This window comes from Nonomuraea sp. NPDC049486 (assembly GCF_040676925.1).
Lineage (GTDB): Bacteria > Actinomycetota > Actinomycetes > Streptosporangiales > Streptosporangiaceae > Nonomuraea > Nonomuraea ferruginea.
Map to the genome: position 1 here is coordinate 164,300 of NZ_JBFAPV010000015.1, position 19,267 is coordinate 183,566.

At 70.9% G+C, this 19,267-nt stretch carries 17 protein-coding genes; 14 read left to right on the top strand and 3 right to left on the bottom strand.

What is annotated here, in order from left to right; all coding sequences use genetic code 11:
• The first annotated feature begins 3 nt into the window (after positions 1 to 3).
• The 5 genes from AB0K05_RS35195 to AB0K05_RS35215 are packed head-to-tail and all read left to right on the top strand — an operon-like array spanning position 4 to position 6,290.
• On the top strand, positions 4 to 1,437 hold the full coding sequence (locus AB0K05_RS35195) for a 4-hydroxyphenylacetate 3-hydroxylase N-terminal domain-containing protein (RefSeq protein ID WP_271280514.1): 1,434 nt from the start codon (positions 4 to 6) through the stop codon (positions 1,435 to 1,437).
• Positions 1,434 to 2,660, top strand: coding sequence for a M20/M25/M40 family metallo-hydrolase (locus AB0K05_RS35200; RefSeq protein ID WP_364235015.1), 1,227 nt, complete (start codon positions 1,434 to 1,436; stop codon positions 2,658 to 2,660). Before AB0K05_RS35195 ends, AB0K05_RS35200 begins: the two co-directional genes overlap by 4 nt.
• Complete coding sequence (locus AB0K05_RS35205) at positions 2,657 to 3,487, top strand: polysaccharide deacetylase family protein (RefSeq protein WP_364235017.1); 831 nt, start codon at positions 2,657 to 2,659, stop codon at positions 3,485 to 3,487. Before AB0K05_RS35200 ends, AB0K05_RS35205 begins: the two co-directional genes overlap by 4 nt.
• On the top strand, positions 3,487 to 5,106 hold the full coding sequence (locus AB0K05_RS35210; RefSeq protein ID WP_364235019.1) for an amidohydrolase: 1,620 nt from the start codon (positions 3,487 to 3,489) through the stop codon (positions 5,104 to 5,106). The genes AB0K05_RS35205 and AB0K05_RS35210 overlap by 1 nt, the downstream gene beginning before the upstream one ends.
• A gap of 38 nt (positions 5,107 to 5,144) precedes the next feature.
• Positions 5,145 to 6,290, top strand: a complete 1,146-nt coding sequence (locus AB0K05_RS35215; protein ID WP_364235022.1) for a C45 family peptidase — start codon at positions 5,145 to 5,147, stop codon at positions 6,288 to 6,290.
• Positions 6,291 to 6,330: 40 nt separating this feature from the next.
• Here the strand turns inward: AB0K05_RS35215 and AB0K05_RS35220 are convergent, their stop codons facing one another.
• Positions 6,331 to 7,377, bottom strand: coding sequence for an aldo/keto reductase (locus AB0K05_RS35220; RefSeq protein WP_364235025.1), 1,047 nt, complete (start codon positions 7,375 to 7,377; stop codon positions 6,331 to 6,333).
• A 48-nt stretch (positions 7,378 to 7,425) separates the two neighbouring features.
• Between AB0K05_RS35220 and AB0K05_RS35225 the strand changes: the two genes are divergently transcribed.
• On the top strand, positions 7,426 to 7,821 hold the full coding sequence (locus AB0K05_RS35225; protein ID WP_148033007.1) for a MerR family transcriptional regulator: 396 nt from the start codon (positions 7,426 to 7,428) through the stop codon (positions 7,819 to 7,821).
• Positions 7,822 to 7,824: 3 nt separating this feature from the next.
• Here AB0K05_RS35225 and AB0K05_RS35230 read toward each other — a convergent pair whose 3' ends face one another.
• Positions 7,825 to 8,640: a CPBP family glutamic-type intramembrane protease gene (locus tag AB0K05_RS35230; protein WP_261808711.1), complete on the bottom strand. Its 816-nt coding sequence runs from the start codon at positions 8,638 to 8,640 to the stop codon at positions 7,825 to 7,827.
• Between the two features lie 374 nt (positions 8,641 to 9,014).
• Here AB0K05_RS35230 and AB0K05_RS35235 point away from each other — a divergent pair, with 374 nt between their 5' ends.
• Entirely contained in the window at positions 9,015 to 9,365 is a 351-nt protein-coding gene (locus tag AB0K05_RS35235) for a metalloregulator ArsR/SmtB family transcription factor (RefSeq protein ID WP_148033006.1), read from the top strand.
• Between the two features lie 404 nt (positions 9,366 to 9,769).
• Positions 9,770 to 10,045 carry a hypothetical protein gene (locus AB0K05_RS35240; protein WP_364235030.1) on the top strand — a complete coding sequence of 92 codons (276 nt, stop codon included), beginning with the start codon at positions 9,770 to 9,772 and terminating at the stop codon, positions 10,043 to 10,045.
• Between the two features lie 109 nt (positions 10,046 to 10,154).
• Here the strand turns inward: AB0K05_RS35240 and AB0K05_RS35245 are convergent, their stop codons facing one another.
• Positions 10,155 to 11,846, bottom strand: coding sequence for a carbohydrate binding domain-containing protein (locus tag AB0K05_RS35245; protein ID WP_364235032.1), 1,692 nt, complete (start codon positions 11,844 to 11,846; stop codon positions 10,155 to 10,157).
• A 343-nt stretch (positions 11,847 to 12,189) separates the two neighbouring features.
• Here AB0K05_RS35245 and AB0K05_RS35250 point away from each other — a divergent pair, with 343 nt between their 5' ends.
• The 6 genes from AB0K05_RS35250 (at position 12,190) to AB0K05_RS35275 (ending at position 19,255) form a co-directional block, all read left to right on the top strand.
• Entirely contained in the window at positions 12,190 to 13,218 is a 1,029-nt protein-coding gene (locus AB0K05_RS35250; protein ID WP_148033004.1) for a LacI family DNA-binding transcriptional regulator, read from the top strand.
• Positions 13,219 to 13,455: 237 nt separating this feature from the next.
• A complete protein-coding gene (locus AB0K05_RS35255) occupies positions 13,456 to 14,748 on the top strand; it encodes an extracellular solute-binding protein (protein WP_364235035.1) in 1,293 nt (430 codons plus the stop codon).
• 2 nt (positions 14,749 to 14,750) lie between these two features.
• The gene (locus AB0K05_RS35260) at positions 14,751 to 15,752 is read left to right on the top strand and encodes a sugar ABC transporter permease (protein ID WP_148033002.1); all 1,002 of its coding nucleotides are present in this window, start codon (positions 14,751 to 14,753) and stop codon (positions 15,750 to 15,752) included.
• Positions 15,749 to 16,612 carry a carbohydrate ABC transporter permease gene (locus AB0K05_RS35265; protein ID WP_261808710.1) on the top strand — a complete coding sequence of 288 codons (864 nt, stop codon included), beginning with the start codon at positions 15,749 to 15,751 and terminating at the stop codon, positions 16,610 to 16,612. The genes AB0K05_RS35260 and AB0K05_RS35265 overlap by 4 nt, the downstream gene beginning before the upstream one ends.
• Before the next feature lie 49 nt (positions 16,613 to 16,661).
• Positions 16,662 to 18,221, top strand: coding sequence for a glycoside hydrolase family 13 protein (locus tag AB0K05_RS35270; RefSeq protein ID WP_364235038.1), 1,560 nt, complete (start codon positions 16,662 to 16,664; stop codon positions 18,219 to 18,221).
• Between the two features lie 2 nt (positions 18,222 to 18,223).
• Positions 18,224 to 19,255 carry a LacI family DNA-binding transcriptional regulator gene (locus tag AB0K05_RS35275; protein WP_364235041.1) on the top strand — a complete coding sequence of 344 codons (1,032 nt, stop codon included), beginning with the start codon at positions 18,224 to 18,226 and terminating at the stop codon, positions 19,253 to 19,255.
• Positions 19,256 to 19,267: the final 12 nt, after the last annotated feature.

Here is a 19,267-nt window from a genome sequence, read left to right on the forward strand (position 1 = left end):
ACCATGCTCAAGACCGGTGACGAGTACCGGGCGAGCCTGCGCGACGGCCGCGTCGTGCTGGCCTCCGACGGCTCACGGGTGTCCGACGTCACCACGCACCCGCAGTTCAGGGACGCCGTGGACACCGTCGCCGCCCTCTACGACATGCAGCACCGGCCGGGGACGGCCGAGATCGCCACGTACCAGGACGAGGGGACCGGGAAGCCCGCCAGCCGCGCCTGGCAGGTGCCCCGGACCAAGGACGACCTGGTCGCCCGGCGCGAGCTGGCCCGGCTGTCCACCTACCACACCTTCGGGGTGTTCGGGCGGCCGCCGGACTACGGCTCGTTCAACGCGCTGGGCCTGCTCTCGGTCGCCGACCGCATCGCCCCCAGCAGCGAGGAGTGGGCGCGCAACATCGACGCGTTCATCGACTGGGGCCGGGCCAACAACGCGATGAGCGCCGACATCGTGGCCGACGTCCAGTCGGACCGGTCGGTGCCGACCGCGCAGAAGCCCGGCCGGCTCCGCTGCGTCGAGGAGCGCAAGGACGGGCTGGTCCTGTACGGGGCCAAGCCGTGCGCCTCCGGGGCCGTCCACTCCCACGTCGGCACCGTCGTCACGCTGCTGACCCCGGGCGCCGACCCCGACGCGAACCTGTTCTGCTACGTGCCGCTCAACGCGCCCGGCCTCACGATGGTGGCCAGGGAACCGGTGATCATGCCGGGCACCACCGACGAGCACCCGCTGGACGTGCGCGGCGAGGAGCCCGACTCCCTGCTCGTCTTCGACCGGGTCTTCGTGCCCAGTGAGCACGTGTTCTCCTTCCGCAACGAGGAGATGCTGGGCCTGTACCACGAGCTGGGCGCCCTCGCGCTCTGGCACATCCTGGCCCGGCTGTCCTACAAGTCCGAGATCCTCGCGGGCGCCGCCCAGGCGATCGTCGAGGTGCTGGGCACGGAGAACATCCCGCAGGTGCGCGACGCCGTCTCGGAGATCAGCGCCTACGCCACCGGGCTGCGCGCCCACGTGCTCGCCGCCGAGGACACCGCCGCCTACGCCAACGGCGTCCTGGTCCCGGCCGAGCGGTACGTCACCGCGGGGCGCCTGCACTCCGTCGAGAACTACCCGCGGATGCTGCAGCTGCTGCGGGAGATCTCCGGCCAGGGCCTGATCAGCCGCTTCTCGGAGCGGCAGTTCGCCGACGGCTCGGTCGGGGAGATGCTCACGGAGTTCCTCCCCGGCACGGGCGTCAGCGCCGAGGCCAAGAACCGGGTGTTCAACTTCGTCTGGGACCTGACCTGCGGCGCGAACGCCATGCGCGTCGCCCTGTTCGAGAACGTCAACGCCACGCCCCCGGCCGCCATGCGGGCCCGGATCTACGCTTCCCCGTACCGCAGGCCGTGGCGGGACTTCGTGCTCGACCACCTGGGCGTCGACATCAGCGCGGCCCGATGACCGCACCGCCGACGGCGGCGGGCGCGGCCCTCCGGGACGAGCTCGGCACGCTCGTCCTCGACCTGCTGGCCGCGCCCAGCCCGAACCCGCCCGGCGACGTGCGCGACGTCGCCGGGGTCGTGACCGCGTACTGCGACCGCGCCGGCCTGCCGCACCGGCTGGACCGGCCGGCCGCGCGCCGTCGCAACATCGTCGTGGACGTGCTCGGGCCCACCGGCCGGGACGGCCGGCACCTGGTGTGGAACGGGCACCTCGACACGTTCCCCGCCTCCGGCCCGCCGTCCCGCCCCCGGCGGGTCGCCGACCGGGTGCACGGCAGGGGAGCGGTCGACATGAAAGGCGGGGTCGCGGCGTTCCTCGTGGCCGCCCGCCGGCTGCGGGGGAGCGCCGGCGACCTGCCGGGACGGCTCTCCCTGGTCCTGGTGTGCGACGAGGAGACCTTCGGCCCGCTGGGCGCGCGCGGCCTGCTCAGGCGCCGGCCCGACCTGCTCGGCGACGCGCTGGTCAGCACCGAGCCGTCGTCTCTCGGCCTGGTGCGGGTGGCCGAACGCGGCTACCTCTGGCTCATGGTTCACGTGCCCGGCCAGAGCATGCACGCCGCGTACCCCGGCGCCGGGGAGGGCGCGATCCTGCGCGCCGCCGGATTCGCCCGGCGGCTGGCCGGCCTCGTCGCCGAGGTCAACCGCGGGCTCGCGGCCGCGCACCCGCCGCCGGCCGCCCGCGACGAGGCGATGGACCGGCTGCTGGGCGACGGCGCCGCCCGCATCGTCCGGGAGGTCTCGCTCAACCTGGGCACCGTCCGCGGCGGCCTGGCGGTCAACATGCGCCCGGCCGACTGCCGGCTCAGCGTCGACCTGCGCGTGCCCGAGACGGTCGACCCGCAGGACCTGCTCGGCCGCGTCGAGGAGCTGGCGCGCGAGGCAGGCGGCCGGGTCGAGGTCCTCGGCCGGGGACCGGCCAACTCCACCGGCGAGGACGCGGACATCGTCACCGCCGTGACCGAGGCCGTCACCCGGCGCACCGGCCACCGGCCCGTCCCCTCCACCGGGATCGGCTGCACCGACGCCCGGCTGTGGCGCCACGCGGGCGTGCCCGCCTGCGTGATCGGGCCCGACCCGGCCACGATGGGCACCGACGACGAGCACGTCCGGCTCGCCGAGCTGGAAGCGCTCGTGGACATCCTGTGCGATTCCGCACGCCAGTACCTCTCTGGAGAGTCATGACCGAGCGGAGCTCGCCCGCGTACCCGCCCGGCCAGCGCAGCGCGCTGTGCCTGACCTTCGACCTGGACGCCCACACCATGTGGACCTCCAAGGACCCGGGGAACGCCGCCCGGCCGGCGGTGCTGTCCTCGGGCGACTACGACCTCGGCCAGGGGCTCGACCTCGTGCTCGGGCTGCTCGCCGAGCACGGGATCCGCACCACGTTCTTCGTGCCCTCCGACGTCGCGGCGGACGCGCCGGGGGCGATCGGGAAGATCGTCGCCGAGGGGCACGAGATCGCCATGCACGGCACCGACCACAACCCGCTGCCGGACCGCTCCCGCCCGGCCGAGGCGGCGCTGCTGCGTACCGTGAAGGACACGCTGGAGCAGGTGAGCGGCACGCCCGTGCGCGGCTACCGGGCGCCGCTGTACGACGTCACCGAGCACACCCGCGACGTCCTCGCCGAGATCGGCTGCACGTTCTCGTCCAACTTCATGGACGCCGTCCGCCCGTACGTCGTGCGCGGCGAGCACGGCCCGGTCGCCGAGATACCGACGCACTGGGCTCTCGACGACGGCCCCCATCTGCTGTTCGCCAACAGCCCGCCGAACTACCGGCAGTTCCTCGCCAACGACCAGATCGCCCGCATCTGGACCGACGAGCTGCGGGCCATCCACGCGCTCGGCGGCGTGACGACCATGGTGCTCCACCCGCAGCTCGTGGGCCGGCCGTCCCGGGTGGCGCTGCTGACGCGGCTGATCGAGACCGCGGAGGGGCTCGGCGAGGTGTGGCTCCCCACGATGGGCGAACTGGCCGCCCATCTGCTCGACCAGGAGGTGACCTGATGGATGACGAGACGGTGCTGCTGACCGGCGCCTCGGTGGTGTCGCCGGAGGTGGCGGCAGGGACCGCCGACACGGTGGCCGTCCGCGGCTCGCGCATCGCGGCGGTCGGCACGCTGGAGGCGGTGCGCGCGGCGCTGCCCGGCGCCTCGTACGAGGTCGTCGACCTGGGCGGCGGCTGCCTGACCCCGGGCTTCGTCGACCCGCACAACCACCTGCTCGCCACCGGGGAGACCATGTCCGGGGTGGACGCCGGCTACCCGGCGGTCCGTTCCATCGCGGACCTGGCCCGCGCGGTGGGGGAGGCGGCCCTCGCCCAGCCGGCCGGGACGTGGGTGCGCGGCTCCGGCATGGACGTCGCCAAGTATCCGGAGGGCCGCCTGCCCACGGCCGCGGACCTGGACGCGGTCAGCCCGAACCACCCCGTGATCGTCTTCCACAAGTCCGGGCACAGCGCGGTGGTCAACTCGGTCGCCCTCGCGATGGCCGGCGGCGCGACCGGGACCGATCCCACGGGAGGCTACTTCGACAGGGACGAGACGGGGCGCGCCCGCGGCTACTGCGTCGACGCCGCCCTCGATCTCGTCTTCCCCCGGGCCGTCGACATCGCCTGCCACGGCCCCAACTTCCACTTCGACGCCACCCCGGAGGACCTCGACCACGCGCTGGAAGTGGGCGTCCGCGCCTACCAGGCGGCCGGCATCACGACCGTCTGCGATCCGCAGGTGACCAGGCGCGAGATGAGCACGTACCTGCGGGCGCGGCGCGCCGGCCGGCTCGGGGTGCGCGTCGTGGCCATGCCGTTGTCGAGCAACCTCCCGGCGCTGAGCGAGGCGGGGCTGTCCAGCGGGATCGGCGACGACTGGTTCCGCATCGGCGCCATGAAGTTCTACTCCGACGGCGCGCTCACCAGCGGCACCGCCCTGTTCAGCGGCGGCTACTCGAACGACGCGCTGACCCGGGGACAGCTGTTCTGGCAGCCCGGGCAACTGCGCGAGCTGGTGGCCGACGCGATGGCCAGGGGCTGGCAGGTCGGCATCCACGCCCAGGGCGACCTGGGCATCGAGTACGCCCTCCAGGCCATCGAGGCCGGCCGCGGCACCGGCCGGCACCGCGTCGAGCACTGCGGCGGGCCGACCCCGGAACAGCTCGGACGCATCGCCGACCTGGGCGTCATCCCGGTCAACCAGCCGAACTTCCTCACCGAGAGCGGCGACGAACTGCTGGCCACCCTCGGCGACCGCACGCACCGGCTGCAGCCCCTGCGCTCGGAGCTGGACCGGCAGATCCTGACCGTGCTGTCCAGCGACGCCTTCGTCTCCAACTACCGGCCCATCCGGACCATCGCCTCGGCCATGGGACGGCAGACGGAGTCGGGCACCGTGATCGGCGCCGACGAGCGGCTCGGCTTCGGCGACGCGCTGCGGATGCACACGCTGCTCGCCGCCGAGGCCCTGGGTCTGGACGGGGTCGTCGGTTCGATCACCCCCGGCAAGTACGCCGACCTGGTCCACTTCACCACGGACCTGAGCGACCTGCGCCCGGCCGAGCTCGCGGCGACCACGCCGAACGCCACGATGATCGCCGGCCGCTGGGTGACGGGCGCGCCCCCGAAGCCCTGACCCACCTCACCGACAGAGCCCGAAGCATGGAGCGCAAGATGCCCGAAACACCGCGATACCCCCGCATCCGGGTGAGCGGCGGCCCGTACGAGCGCGGCCGCCTCTACGGAGACGCCGCCCGCGACCGCGTCCACCGCAGCAGAGCCGGCTACGAGACGGCCTTCGCGCGGGCGGCGGGCCTGAGCTGGGAGCAGGCGGTCGCGGCCGCCGCGCCGCTGGAGGCCGCGATCGCGGCGGTGTTCCCCGCGTACGTGGAGGAGATGCGCGGCATCGCCGACGGCGCCCGGCTCTCCTTCGCCGACGTCCTCACCATGAACGCGCGCACCGAGGTGATGTGGGCCGCCACCGCCCGCCAGGCCGCGTCGCTGCGGGCCGCGCACGCCCGCGAGTGCAGCTCCTTCGCGCTCCTGCCCAGCCGTACGGCCGGCCGCCACACCCTGGCCGGGCAGAACTGGGACTGGCTCGTGCACGGCTTCGACACGGTGGTCGTCCTGGAGGTGGAGCAGGACGACGCCCCCAACTACGTCACCGTCGTGGAGGCCGGGCTGCTGGCCAAGACGAGCATGAACTCCTCAGGGCTCGCCATCGCCACCAACGCGCTGGTCACCTCGGCCGACCGCGGCGAGCCGGGCCTGCCGTACCACGTGGTGCTGCGCGCGCTGGCCGACTGCCACACGCTGACCGACGCGGCCAACGTGGTCCAGCGCCACTGGCGTTCCTCCTCCGCCAACTACCTGCTGGCCCACCGGGACGGCACCGCGATCAACCTGGAGACCGCCCCCGGCGACCACAGTCAGGTGTATCCCCTGCTGCCGGCCGACGGCGCCCTCGTCCACACCAACCACTTCCTGTCCCCGCTCCGGGAGGTGACCGACGTCTCCCTCTACGCGATGGCCGACAGCCTGGTGCGCCTCCAGCGCGTCCAGGCCGCCATCTCCGCGGCCGACCGGCCGGCCACCGTCGGCTCGCTGCGCGAAGCCCTCAGCGACCACGCCGACTATCCGTACTCCGTCTGCTCCCACCCGGACGTACGAGCGGGCGCGGACGAGCGGTGGGCGACCGTCACGTCCGTGATCATGGACCTGGACGAGCGGACCGTCTGGCTCAGCGACGGCAACCCCTGCCGGCACCCGCACCGCCCGCTCACCTTCGACGGCCTCCTCGACAAACCGTCGCCGCTGTAGACGACGCAGGGGCAGCCCGGGCCGTCGTCGCGTTTCCGGGTCAGCTCGCGGAGCGGTCGCCGGGCGGACGGCGGCGCAGCGCGGGGTCGGTCAGGGGCGCGGGACTCCAGAGAGCGACAGGAGGGTAGACGTCGGTGCCGGGCGGCACGAGCTCGTCGATCCGGTCGAGCACGGTGTCGTCGAGCACCAGCGAGGCGCCCTTCAGCAAGCCCTCCAGTTGCTCCATCGTGCGCGGGCCGAGGATGACCGAGGTGACCGCCGGGTGTGACACGACGAAGGCGACGGCCAGCTCCGGCAGGGTGCGGCCGAGCTCGTCCGCCAGTTTCACCAGCTCCTCGACGACCTCCAGCTTGGCCGCGTTGACCGGGATGGACGGGTCGAACCGTTCCGGCGCGCGCGCCGCGCGGCCCTGCGACAGGTCGACCTGTCCCTTGCGGTAACGGCCGGTCAGGAACCCCCAGCCCAGCGGGCTGTAGGTGAGCACGCCCATACCGAGCCGCTGCGCCGTGGGCAGGACGTCGCCCTCGATGCCGCGGGCCAGGATGTTGTACGGCGGCTGCTCGGTGCGGAACCGGTACAGGCCGCGCTGCCGGGCCACATGGTAGGCCTCGACCGTCTCGTGCGCCGGGAAGGCCGAGCTGCCGAAGGCGCGGATCTTGCCCTGCCGTACGAGATCGGTCAGCGCGGAGAGGGTCTCCTCGATGTCGGTCCGGTGGTCGGGGCGGTGGATCTGGTACAGGTCGATCCAGTCGGTGCGCAGCCGCTTGAGACTCGCCTCGACCGCGCGCATGATCCAGCGCCGCGAGTTGCCGCTCCGGTTGGGCCCTTCCCCCATCGGGAAGTGCACCTTGGTCGACAGCACCACGTCGTCCCGCCGGCCCTGCAGCGCCTTGCCCACGATCTCCTCGGACTCGCCCGCCGAGTACATGTCGGCGGTGTCGATAAAGTTGATCCCCTGGTCGAGGGCGGCGTGGATGATGCGGATGCTGTCATCGTGGTCGGGGTTGCCGGCCGAGCCGAACATCATGGTGCCGAGGCAGTGGGTGCTGACCTCTATGCCGGTGCCGCCGAGGATGCGATATCTCATACGTCGGAACCGTAGAAGCTAGAGCCGACTCTAGGTCAAACTGGCCGCATGTCGGGTTTGAGCATCGGCCAGGTCGCCGAACGCACCGGGCTCAGCGTGCACACCCTCCGGTTCTACGAGCGAGAGGGGCTGCTGGCCCAGCCGGTACGGCGGGGAACCGCGGGCCACCGGGTCTACGACGAGGGTGACGTCGACTGGCTGGGCGTGTGCGTCCGGCTGCGGGCCTCCGGCATGCCCCTGACCGACATCCGGCGCTACACCGAGCTCGTCAGAGCGGGCCAGGGCAACGAGGCGGAACGGCTGGAGGTGCTGCGCGGACATCGGGAACGGGTGCTCGCCCAGCTCCACGAACTCGACGAGTCACTCAAGCTGATAACCCACAAGGTGGCCATCTACGAGGGCCGGCTGGGCTTGCGGGACACCGTCCCCGACTGCGCGCCCTGAGGCTCAGACCAGCGCGCCGGCCAGCAGGAAGATCCCGGTTCCGTGGGCGAGGGCGGCTGCGGTCACGCCTGACCGCAGCCGCAGGAAGGCGCAGATCAGCCCCTCGTACAGGGTGAAGGCCAGCAGCGGCCAGCCGACGTCGGTTACGGTCGAGGCCAGGAAGACGTGGCAGGCGGCGAACAGCAGGGCCGACAGCAGCGCCGCCCGGACGCCGTCGGTGTGCTGCTCCAGCCGGCCCTGCAGGAACCCGCGGAACAGCACCTCCTCGGCGAGGTTGCCCGCCAGGCTGAACAGCAGCAGCACCGGCAGCAGCGTGACCGCGACCGCGCCGCCCCGATCCGCCGGCGGTGTCGCCAAGGACAGCAGCAGCACCGGAGCGGCGGCCAGGACGCCGCCGCCGATCCCCAGCGCGAGCGCGGCCGGGGTGAACCGGCCCCACCGCACCAGCGAGCGCAGCTCGCCATCCAGGGTCAGCACGGCGGCGGTCAGCACCACCGTACCCACGGCGAACAGCAGCAGGATGCCCGCCTCGTCGGTGAAGCGCAGCCAGGGCGCCCCTCCCGCGACGCCGAGCCGCCAGAACCCGAGCGGTGTCATCGCATCCCTGATCAGCACGAAGCCGAGGACGAGGGTCATGATGCGCAGGAGCGGGTCCCGCTCGGCGCGCGCCAGCGCGAAGCACGCGCCGATCAGCAGCAGTCCGGGCAGGATCCGTACGCCGTAGGACAGAAGGTCGGACAGCACGAAGACGTCTCCGTTTCTCAGGGGGTCGTCGGCGAAGGCCCGTGCCCGCGCCAGGGGGAGGGCCGGGTCGGTCACCAACTGCTCGCCTTGGGGGAGCGGGCGTCGGCCGGCAGCCGCGACGTCGAGGTCTTCATGGTGCTGTCCGTGCCGCAGTTCGACGGCGGGGGCGGCTTGGTGGGAGCCAAGTGGAGGAGTCCTTCCCGGGCGGTGGACGACCCGGCCGGGACCCACGGGGAGACTCGGCCAGGCATGACTGCGTGGCCGAAGGTCTCGCCCACCGGCCGGTGACCGGTCCCCGCCGCCGGAGAACGCGAGGTTCTCAGCGTGTCGACGTGCGGGCGTCGCGGGCTACTCCCCTTCGGAGCGGCTTCACTCTTCCATACGTTTCGGAAATCGCGCAAGTATCGAAACGTGGAGGCAGGCCGTCGGCGCGGGACAATGGAGAGGCCATGCCGACCTCCACACCGGGTTCACCCGGCGCCGAGCACCCGACCCCCGCGCAGCTGAGGGCGGCGGCCGAGACGTTCGCCCTGATGGCCAGCCCGGTCCGGCTGCACCTGATGTGGCTGATCACCCACGGCTCCTACGACGTCAGCACGCTGGCCACGCACGTGGGCATCGGCATCGCCACGGTCTCCCAGCACCTGGCCAAGCTCCGCCTGGCCGGCCTCATCACCGCACGCCGGGACGGCCGCCGGACGCTGTACGCGGTGGAGGACCCCCATGTGGTCACCCTGATCCGCCAGATCTTCGATCACATCGCCCCCGACGGGAGCCTGGCGCCCGACCCTCCCCGGTAGCCGCGATCCCGGACTCCGCGGCGGAACGGTGGCAGGCGAGGCCCGCCACCGCCGCGGATTGGAGACGATGTTGGCCGGACTCCGGAACAGTCACTTCCGGCCGAGGATTTTCGCCCCGAACCTCACCGAATGCCCGGCCCCGCCGCACGCCCGGCATTTACCGAAAGCCCCCTTGAAAGTGGTCGAATGCGACTCTTTTGAGCGATTGCAGCGCGGACACTTCATATAGGGGTGGAAGTAGCAGGACCCCAGGTAGACGACGGCCATGACGATGGCGAACCACACCAGTAGTTGCATTCCGCCAGAGTGCACAGAAAGTGATGCTCCCGTCACAGGAATCCCAAGACGGGGTCATCACTTCATGCATCCGAAAGGTGACAGTACGCTCACTTCCGGCCGAACAGATGCCGCCGGTTCAGCCGCCGTCGGCTCGCGCCCGCTCCGGCTCGACGTCCTGCTCGCCGGTCACCGTCGAGGGGCGGCTCACCCGTACCGACGGCAAGGCGCTCGGGCTCAAGCCGCTCGCGGTGACCCGGCGCCTGGTCCACGGGACGAAAGAGCCGATCGCCGGCGTGACGACACAGAAGGACGGCACGTTCACGTTCGAGGACACGCCGCCGGACCTCGGCGAGGTCACCTACTGGGCGGCCAAGGCCCTCCATCAGATCATGGTCGAGTGACCTGACGGCCGGTCGGCGCGTCGGCCTTCTGACCGGGTCAGACCCTGGTGTGGCGGGGGCAGCCTCGTCTGGAGCCCCCGCCACACCCTTCGCGGAACAGGCGGGGGAATCAGCTTCCGCAGGGGTCGGCGGCGTTGGGGGTCACGACGCCGTCCTTGACGGTGGAGGTGCCGGTGGCGAGGGTGTAGTCGTTGCCGTTGTTGTTGTCCCAGGTTCCGGCGCCGTTGTTGAACGCGGCCTTGAGGGTGGTGGCGTTGGCGAGGTTGATGGTCTTCTTCTTCCAGCCCGCGCAGGCTGTTTCCATGGGTACGCCTGGGGCGGTGGTCCAGGTGCCGTTGACGCTGTAGTGGATGTTGGCCGTGGACCAGCTCGTCTTGTAGTAGACGGTGGCTTCCTTTTCACCCGGCTGAGGGGCCGAGCCGGTGTGGACGGCGACCGCGCTCTTGCCGGGCACGGTGACCGTCGCCCTGCCGCCGGAGTCGACCGTCACCGTGCCGCCGCCCGCCACGTTCGGATACGTCCCGGCGGGCAGGCCGGTGGTGAAGGTCCGGGTGATGGAACCGCCCTCGTTGTTGATGGCGACCCAGCCCTTGTCGCCGCGGCTGAAGGCGATCAGGTTGTTCCCGTTGTCGGTCCAGTTGGCGACGCCGGTGCCCTTGACGGCGTTGTGGAAGCCCACCATGCCGGCGACCTGCCGGTTGAAACAGGTCCACTGGCCGTTGGAGCAGTTGACGTCGGTGGCGTGGCCGCCGTTGGCCGAGGGCGGCCCGGCCTCGCTGTTGTTCCAGGTGTACGAGGCGTACACCTGGGGAGTGCCGAACGGCCAGGCCAGCATGAAGAGGTTGGCCAGCTTGTACGTGTCGCCGTTCTTGTAGGTGAGCGTGGAGCCGCCCCGCTCGGTGTCGTGGTTGTCGACGAACACCACGGCCTTGTCTCCGGGCACCGACAGACCCCAGCTCTCGCCGAAGGTCCGCAGGTTCTTGATCTGGCCGGTGAACTGTTCCCGCAGCTTGCGGCCGTACACGAACTCGTCGACGTCGCCGACGCCGGTGTAGTGGCTCGGCTGGACGGCCTCCTGGTCGCCTTGGATGACCTCCTGGTGGATGTAGGGCGATCCGACGAGCCTGGACTTGATCGCGGACAGGTCACCGGGGTGGATGTGCTTGGCGGCGTCGATGCGGAAGCCGGACACGCCGAGCGAGGTCAGCTTGTTCAGGTAGTCCGCGATCTTGCCTCGGACGTACTCGGACCCGGTGTTCAGATCCGACAGGCTCACCAGCTCGCAGTTCTGGACGCGCCAGGCGTCGTTGCGGTAGTCGCCCTGGTTGATCTGGCAGGTGGGCTGGTGGAAGTCCTGGGAGGAGTAGAGCCCCGGGTAGTTGTACTTGCTGAAGCCGTAGCCGCCGTAGCTGGTGGCGCCCTGGCCGGTCATGTGGTTGATGACCGCGTCCACCTGGACCTTCACGCCGGCGCCGTTGCAGGCGGCGACCATGCGCCTGAACGCGGCCTCGTCACCGAACTTGCTGGTCAGCTCGTAGCGGGCGGGCTGGTAGATGTCCCACCAGACCGTGCCGCCCTTGGTCATCGAGTCGTGCGGCGGTGAGACCTGCACCGCGCCGTACCCGGCCGGGCCCAGCACCTCCGTGCACTCCCTGGCCACCGAGTTCCAGTTCCAGCTCCACAGGTTGGCGATGACGCCGACGCCGGAGGCGGCATGGGCGGGGGCTTGGCCCAGTACGGGCACGGCGATGCTGCTCGCCGCCGCTAATGCGGTGGCGACGATTGCTTTGTAGAGTTTCATGCGGGGATCTCCAGAAACGTGAGGATGGGGTTCCCGTCAACGGGCTGGGTGGGCCAACACCCGGCCCGTCTTGCTTTGAGGGCTGCTTTGTGGCGGACCGGTGGGCCCGGCGGTGCTCTGGCACGCCCATGGGGGAGAGGCACCATCAGAACCTCCGCGTTCGGGTTTCCTCGGTGTTGCCTGGAAGTTACTCGGCGGCCAAGGACCTTGCAATAGTTTGCAGACTTTTCAAGAGTGACCCACCACTACGGCGAAGTGTCTGCAAGAGCTTGCAACACATTGCTGGCCGAAGCTCCCGCAGCCCCGGTCCTGGGAGGAGACGGAGAACGGTAAATTGGCTGCCATGACCATGCGCCTCGCCGACATCGCCGCCCAAGCGGGCGTGAGTGAGGCCACCGTGAGCCGGGTGCTCAACGACAAGCCGGGCGTGGCGCCCGGCACCAGGCAAGCCGTCCTCACCGCGCTCGACGTGCTCGGCTACGAGCGCCCGGCCAAGCTCCGGCAGATCCACACCGGCCTGATCGGCCTGATCCTCCCCGAGCTCAGCAATCCGATCTTTCCGGCGTTCGCGCAGGTCATCGAGAGCGCCCTGGTGCTGTCCGGCTACACCGCCGTGCTGTGCACGCAGACGCCGGGCGGCGTCACCGAGGACGACTACACCGCTCTGCTGCTGGAGCGCGGTGTCGCGGGCATCATCTTCGTCAACGGGCTGCACGCCGACTCCCGCTCCAACGCCGCGCGTTACGTGCATCTGACCGAGCTGGGCCTGCCCATGGTGCTGATCAACGGCTACCGCCCCGACATCCAGGCTCACTTCATCTCCAACGACGACGTCGCCGCGCTCGACATGGCCGTCGCCCACCTGGTCTCCCTCGGTCACCGGCGCATCGGCCTGGCGATCGGCCAGGAGCGTTTCGTGCCCACCATGCGTAAGACGGAGGGCTACCGCCGTGCCATGGCCAACTACGCCGGCGTCACCGACGTCTCCGACCTGGTCGTCAACACGCTCTACACCGTGGAGGGCGGCCAGTCCGCGGCCCAGCAACTGCTCGAGCGCGGCTGCACGGCCATCTGCTGCGGCAGCGACATCATGGCCATCGGCGCGATCAGGGGCGCCCGCAACCTGGGCCTGAGCGTGCCGGAGGAAGTGTCGGTGGTCGGCTTCGACGACACGCCGATGACGGCCTACCTCGACCCGCCGCTCACGACGATCCGGCAGCCGGTGCGCGAGATGGCGCTGAACGCGGTGAGCAGCCTGCTCGACGAGATCGGCGGCGTGCCCGCGCCCCGCGGCGAGCTGCTGCACCGCCCCGAGCTGGTCGTCCGCCGCTCGACGGCCCCCATCCGCACGCCCGTCGTCCCCACCTCCTGACTCCCGCGGCAGACCCTCCTCCGGCAGGTGCTCGGATCAGGAGACCTGCTGTCCAGGTGTCGTCACCCAGAGTGACGGCTGGCTGCCTCCTTGCAAAGATAACGAAAAAGTGATCGTTCTTTGCAATGTCTTTCAATCGAGCTTGCAGGCGCGTAACGTCCACCTCACTTCCGAGGACCCCGGCGGGCGAGGTCTCCCGCGGCGTGTCCCCCTTCGGCTTCCTACGAGGAGACAGAGATGCGGCAAGCCCTTTCGGCCGTGACGATGGTCGCGGCGCTCGCGCTCGCGGTCGGCGCGTGCGGCGGCGGCGGCAGCACATCCTCCGCCGCGCCGACCGGCTCGGCCCCCGCCGACCCGAGCCAGATCAGCGGCGAGGTCACGTGGTGGGACACCGTCCGCCCGGACAGCGAGGGCCCGACATTCCAGAAGCTGATCAAGGAGTTCGAGGCCAAGTACCCCAAAATCAAGATCAAGTACGTCAACGTCCCCTCCGACCAGGCGCAGAACCAGTTCCAGACAGCGGCCCAGGCCGGCACCGGCGCCCCCGACGTGATCCGCTCCGAGGTCGCCTGGACGTCCCAGTTCGCCGAACTCGGCTACCTCCAGCCGCTCGACGGCACCCGCGCCGTCGACGACGAGGCCGACTACCTCCCCGGCCCGCTGAGCAGCACCAAGTACAACGGCAAGACGTGGGCGGTCCCGCAGGTGACCGACACGCTCGCCCTGCTGTACAACAAGCGGCTGCTGAAGGAGGCCGGCCACGACAAGCCGCCCGCGACCGTACCCGAGCTCAAGCAGGCGGCCCTGGACGTCAAGTCCAAGACCGGCGCCAACGGCCTGGCGCTCAACGTGGACGGTTACTTCCTGCTGCCCTTCATCTACGGCGAGGGCGGCGACCTCCTCGACGTGCGGAACAAGCAGGTCGTCGTCAACTCCCCGCAGAACGTCAAGGCCATGGCCACCCTGCAGGACCTCATCACCTCGGGTGCGGCGGCCAAGCCCGCGCTGCAGGACAGCTACGCCAACGCGATGACCGCGCTCAAGGACGGCAAGACCGCGATGATCTACAACGGCCCCTGGTCGCTGTCGGAGGTCTACCAGGGCAAGGAGTTCGCGGACAAGGAGAACCTCGGCATCGCCCCGGTGCCCGCAGGCTCCGCCAAGGCGGGCGCGCCCACGGGTGGCTGGAACCTCGCGATCTACGCCGGATCCAAGAACATCGAGGCGTCGTACGAGTTCCTGCGCTTCATGAGCTCGTCCTCCTCGCTCGCCACCGTCTCCGCCGAACTGGGCCTGCTGCCCGCCCGCACCTCCAGCTTCGAGGACCCGAGGGTGAAGGCCAACACCGACGTGTCGATCTTCAAGCCGATCATGGAGACCGCGGTGCCGCGCCCGTGGATCCCCGAAGGCGGCCAGCTCTTCCAGCCGCTGCTGGAGAGCTACCAGGAACTGGTCGGCGGCGCCACGCCCGAGGAGACGCTGACCAAGGCCGAGGAGAAGTTCCAGACGATCATGAAGGCCTGGAGCTGACCGTGGCCGTTTCGACTGGACGTGCGAGGAGCACGACCAGGGACAGCGCCGACCGCGGCCGCCGCCGGGCCGGCCGCGACCAAGGCCCGCTGCGGCGGGCCCTGTCCCGGCACTGGTACGCCTGGGCGATGGTCGCCCCGGTGATGATCGTCGTCACCGTGCTGATCGGCTGGCCGCTGCTGCGCGGCGTCTACCTGTCCCTGACGGACGCCACGGAGGCCAACGTCGGCCGGACGATCGGCGTCAACGTCATCCCGGCCACCTACGAGTTCGTCGGCCTGGACAACTACGTCGGGATCCTCTCCAGCGGCCTGTTCTGGGAGAAGCTCACCTGGACGGCGATCTGGACGGTGTCCTGCGTCGTCCTGCACTACGGCATCGGCCTGGGCCTGGCCATGCTGCTGCATCGCCGGCTGCGGTTCCGCTCGCTCTACCGGGTGCTGCTGATCCTGCCGTGGGCGATCCCCGGGTTCGTGGCCGCCTTCATCTGGCGCTACCTGTTCAACAGCGACTTCGGCGTGATCAACGCGATGCTCAGGGCGGCCGGGCTCGGCGCGGTCGGCTGGCTGGACGACCCGGTCACGGCCAAGCTCGCGGTGATCGCGGTCAACGTCTGGGTCGGCGTGCCGTTCATGATGGTGGCTTTGCTGGGCGGTCTGCAGTCGATCCCGTCCGAGCTGTACGAGGCCGCCGCGGTCGACGGCGCGACACCCTTCCAGCGCTTCCGTCACATCACGCTGCCCATGCTCCGGTCGGTCTCGGCGACGGTCGTGCTGCTGGGCACCATCTGGACGTTCAACATGTTCCCCGTGATCTTCCTGATAACGCGGGGCGGCCCCGGCAGCGAGACGGAGATCCTCGTCACCTACGCCTTCAGGGAGGCGTTCACCGGGGTGCGCAACTACTCCGGCTCGGCGGCCTGGGGCGTGATCATCCTGGCCCTGCTCGTCGTACTCGCCACCGTTTACCGCCGCGCGCTGCGCAGACAAGGGGAGGTCTGGTGACCGCGAACACCCGCCCGGTCGCGCCGGGCGCCGCCAGGCGCAGCCCGGCCGCGTCGGTGCTGCTGCACGTGACCCTCGTCGCGGCCTGTGCCGTCTCGCTGTTCCCCGTCGTCTGGCTGGTGCTGACGTCGCTGAAGCCCCGCGACGGATGGCTGTCCGCCGAGCTGGAGATCTTCAACCAGCCGTCGCTGACCAACTACGCGCGGGTGCTCGGCGAGACCGAGTTCCTGACGTGGCTGGTGAACTCGGTGCTGGCGGCGGGCCTCACCACCGTCCTCGGCGTCTTCCTCGCCTCGACCACCGGGTACGCGCTCAGCCGCCATGCCTTCCCCGGCCGGCGCGGGATCATGTGGATGCTGCTGATCACCCAGATGTTCCCCGTCGCCATCCTCATCGTCCCGCTGTACAACCTGATGGCCGCGCTCGGACTGCTGAACCAGATCCCCGGGCTGATCATCGCCTACATGACGATCGCGGTGCCGTTCTGCGCCTGGATGATGAAGAGCTACTTCGACTCCATCCCGCGCGAGATCGACCAGGCCGGGCTGATCGACGGGCTCACGCCCTTCGGCGCGTTCTGGCGGGTGGTGCTGCCGCTGGCCCGGCCCAGCCTGGCCGTCACCGCGTTCTACTGCTTCATGACCGCATGGGGCGAGGTCGCGTACGCCACCGTGTTCATGTCCCAGGAGGAGAAGCGCACGCTCGCCGTGGGCCTGCAGCAGTTCGTCGGCCAGCACTGGTCCGACTGGGGACTGCTCACCGCCTCCGCCGTGCTGATCGCGGTGCCCGCCGCGGCGGTCTTCCTCGTCGTCCAGCGCCATCTGGTCGCCGGGCTGACCAGCGGCGCGACGAAGTCGTGAGCCGGCCTCGTCGCACCGGCCTTCCGACTCTGACTGATCGGGGAAACAGATGACCGAACTCGCCGAGGGCGCCGCGCAGCCGGTGACCGCCACCCGCTGGTGGCGGGACGCGGTGATCTACCAGGTCTACGTGCGCAGCTTCGCCGACGGGAACGCCGACGGCGTCGGCGACCTGCCGGGCGTGCGCCGTCGCCTGCCCTACCTGGCGGAACTGGGCGTGGACGCCGTCTGGCTGACGCCGTTCTACCCCTCGCCGATGGCCGACTTCGGCTACGACGTCGCCGACTACCGCGACGTGGACCCGCTGTTCGGCACGCTCGCCGACGCGCGGGCGATGATCGCCGACGCGCATGCCCTCGGCCTGCGCGTCATCGTCGACGTGGTGCCCAACCACACCTCCGACCGGCACCCATGGTTCGCCCGTGCCCTCAAGGGCGGTCCGGATCGGGAGCGCTACATCTTCCGCGACGGCCGCGGCGCACACGGCGAGCTGCCGCCGAACGACTGGGAATCCATCTTCGGCGGTCCCGCCTGGACCAGGGTGGCCGACGGCCAGTGGTATCTGCACCTGTTCGCCCCCGAGCAGCCCGACCTGAACTGGGAGCACCCGGAGGTGCACGCCGAGTTCGCCGGCGTGCTGCGCTTCTGGCTCGACCTGGGCGTGGACGGGTTCCGGGTGGACGTCGCGCACGGCATGGTCAAGGCGCCCGCGCTGCCCGACGTCGGCCGGACCGGCCAGGTCCGCATGATCGGCGCCGACGTGGTGCCGTACTTCGACCAGGACGGCGTGCACGAGATCCACCGGTCGTGGCGGCGCGTCCTCGACTCGTACCCGGGGGAGCGCATCGGCGTGGCCGAGGCGTGGGCGCCCACGGCCGAACGGCTGGCCCGCTACGTCCGGTCGGACGAGCTGCACCAGGCGTTCAACTTCCACTTCCTCAACACCCCGTGGCAGGCCGGGGCGCTGCGCGAGGTCATCGACGAGTCGCTGGCCACGGCAGGCTCGGTCGGCGCGCCGTCCACCTGGGTGCTGTCCAACCATGACGTCAAGCGGCCCGTCACCCGCTACGGCAGCCTGGCCAGGGCCCGCGCCGCCGCGCTGCTGACGCTCGCCCTGCCCGGCTCCGCGTACGTCTACCAGGGCGAGGAGCTGGGCCTGCCCGAGGTGCTCGACCTGCCGGAAGAGGTCCTGCGGGACCCGCAGCGGCTGCGCGACCCCGACAGCGGCCGCGACGGCTGCCGGGTGCCCATTCCCTGGACCCGCGAGACCGGCTGGAACGACCCGTGGCTCCCGATTCCCGGCACGTGGGCGGAGCTGAGCGTGGAAGCGCAGCGGGACGACCCCGGCTCGACGCTGGAGCTGTACCGGCAGGCGCTGCGGCTGCGCCGCGCACGCCCCGAGCTCGGCGACGGCGCGCTCACCTGGCTCGACTCGCCGTACGGGACGCTCGTCTTCACCCGCGGCGACGGCTTCACCTGCGCGGTCAACCTCAACGACCACAAGGTGGAGCTGCCGGTCTCGGGCGACCTGCTGCTGGCCAGCGCGCCCCTGGCAGGCGGTACGCTCCCGCCCGACTCGGCCGCCTGGTGGGGGCGGCCCCTGTGGTAGGGATGCCCGCGAACGGGATGCCCCGGCTGACCGACATCGCCGCGCTCGCGGGGGTGAGCGAGGCGACGGTCAGCCGGGTGCTGAACGGCCGGCCGGGAGTCTCGAAGCCGACCCGGCACTCCGTGCTGACCGCGCTCGACCTCATCGGTTACGAGAGGCCACCGCGCATCAGGCAACGCAGCCGCGGCCTGGTGGGCGTGGTGACACCCGAGCTGGACAACCCGATCTTTCCGGCCTTCGGCCAGGCGATCGAGAAGGCGCTCACCCAGCACGGCTACACGCCCGTCCTGTGCACACAGCTGCCCGGCGGCGCGCCCGAGGACGAGTTCACCGAGCTGCTGCTCGAATGCGGGGTCAGCGCCATGATCTTCGTGTCGGGGCTGCACGCGGACACCACCGCGCGCGCCGACCGCTACATCCGGCTGGTGACGCAGAAGGTGCCGATGGTCCTGCTGAACGGGTACGCCGCGGACGTCGAAGCTCCGTTCCTGTCCACCGACGACCGCCTCGCCGCCCGGCTCGCGGTTCAGCACCTGCACGCCCTCGGACACGAGCGGATCGGGCTGGCCGTGGGCCAGGCCAGGTTCGTCCCCGTGATCAGGAAGATCGACGGCTACCGGCAGGCCATGGCCGACCTGTGCCCCGGCGAGGACGCCGGCGCGCTGATCGCCCACTCCCTCTTCTCCGTGGAGGGCGGGCAGGCCGCGGCGGCCCAGCTCCTGGATCGCGGCTGCACCGGGATCGTCTGCGCGAGCGACCTCATGGCGATCGGCGCCATCAGGGCGTGCCGCGACAGAGGGCTGGACGTCCCCGGCGCGGTGTCCGTGGTCGGATACGACGACTCGGTGCTCATCCCCTACACCGACCCGCCGCTGACCACGGTGCGCCAGCCGGTACAGGTCATCGCCGCGGCCGCGGTCGACACGCTCCTGGAGCTGGTCGCCGGGGCGCCGTCCCACCACCAGGAGCTGATCTTCCGGCCGGAACTCATCGTCCGCGCCTCCACCGGCTCGGGCCCGAAGATCATCCGATGACGGAGGCTCCGC

Bases quoted from the DNA above. Each gene is read 5' to 3' on its own strand.
- AB0K05_RS35220 (WP_364235025.1), bottom strand. From the start codon at position 7,377: ATGAGATATCGCATCCTCGGCGGCACCGGCATAGAGGTCAGCACCCAC.
- AB0K05_RS35250 (WP_148033004.1), top strand. From the start codon at position 12,190: ATGACCATGCGCCTCGCCGACATCGCCGCCCAAGCGGGCGTGAGTGAG.
- AB0K05_RS35255 (WP_364235035.1), top strand. From the start codon at position 13,456: ATGCGGCAAGCCCTTTCGGCCGTGACGATGGTCGCGGCGCTCGCGCTC.
- AB0K05_RS35210 (WP_364235019.1), top strand. From the start codon at position 3,487: ATGGATGACGAGACGGTGCTGCTGACCGGCGCCTCGGTGGTGTCGCCG.
- AB0K05_RS35245 (WP_364235032.1), bottom strand. From the start codon at position 11,846: ATGAAACTCTACAAAGCAATCGTCGCCACCGCATTAGCGGCGGCGAGC.
- AB0K05_RS35240 (WP_364235030.1), top strand. From the start codon at position 9,770: ATGCCGCCGGTTCAGCCGCCGTCGGCTCGCGCCCGCTCCGGCTCGACG.
- AB0K05_RS35215 (WP_364235022.1), top strand. From the start codon at position 5,145: ATGCCCGAAACACCGCGATACCCCCGCATCCGGGTGAGCGGCGGCCCG.
- AB0K05_RS35205 (WP_364235017.1), top strand. From the start codon at position 2,657: ATGACCGAGCGGAGCTCGCCCGCGTACCCGCCCGGCCAGCGCAGCGCG.
- AB0K05_RS35195 (WP_271280514.1), top strand. From the start codon at position 4: ATGCTCAAGACCGGTGACGAGTACCGGGCGAGCCTGCGCGACGGCCGC.
- AB0K05_RS35200 (WP_364235015.1), top strand. From the start codon at position 1,434: ATGACCGCACCGCCGACGGCGGCGGGCGCGGCCCTCCGGGACGAGCTC.
- AB0K05_RS35275 (WP_364235041.1), top strand. From the start codon at position 18,224: ATGCCCGCGAACGGGATGCCCCGGCTGACCGACATCGCCGCGCTCGCG.
- AB0K05_RS35235 (WP_148033006.1), top strand. From the start codon at position 9,015: ATGCCGACCTCCACACCGGGTTCACCCGGCGCCGAGCACCCGACCCCC.
- AB0K05_RS35225 (WP_148033007.1), top strand. From the start codon at position 7,426: ATGTCGGGTTTGAGCATCGGCCAGGTCGCCGAACGCACCGGGCTCAGC.
- AB0K05_RS35270 (WP_364235038.1), top strand. From the start codon at position 16,662: ATGACCGAACTCGCCGAGGGCGCCGCGCAGCCGGTGACCGCCACCCGC.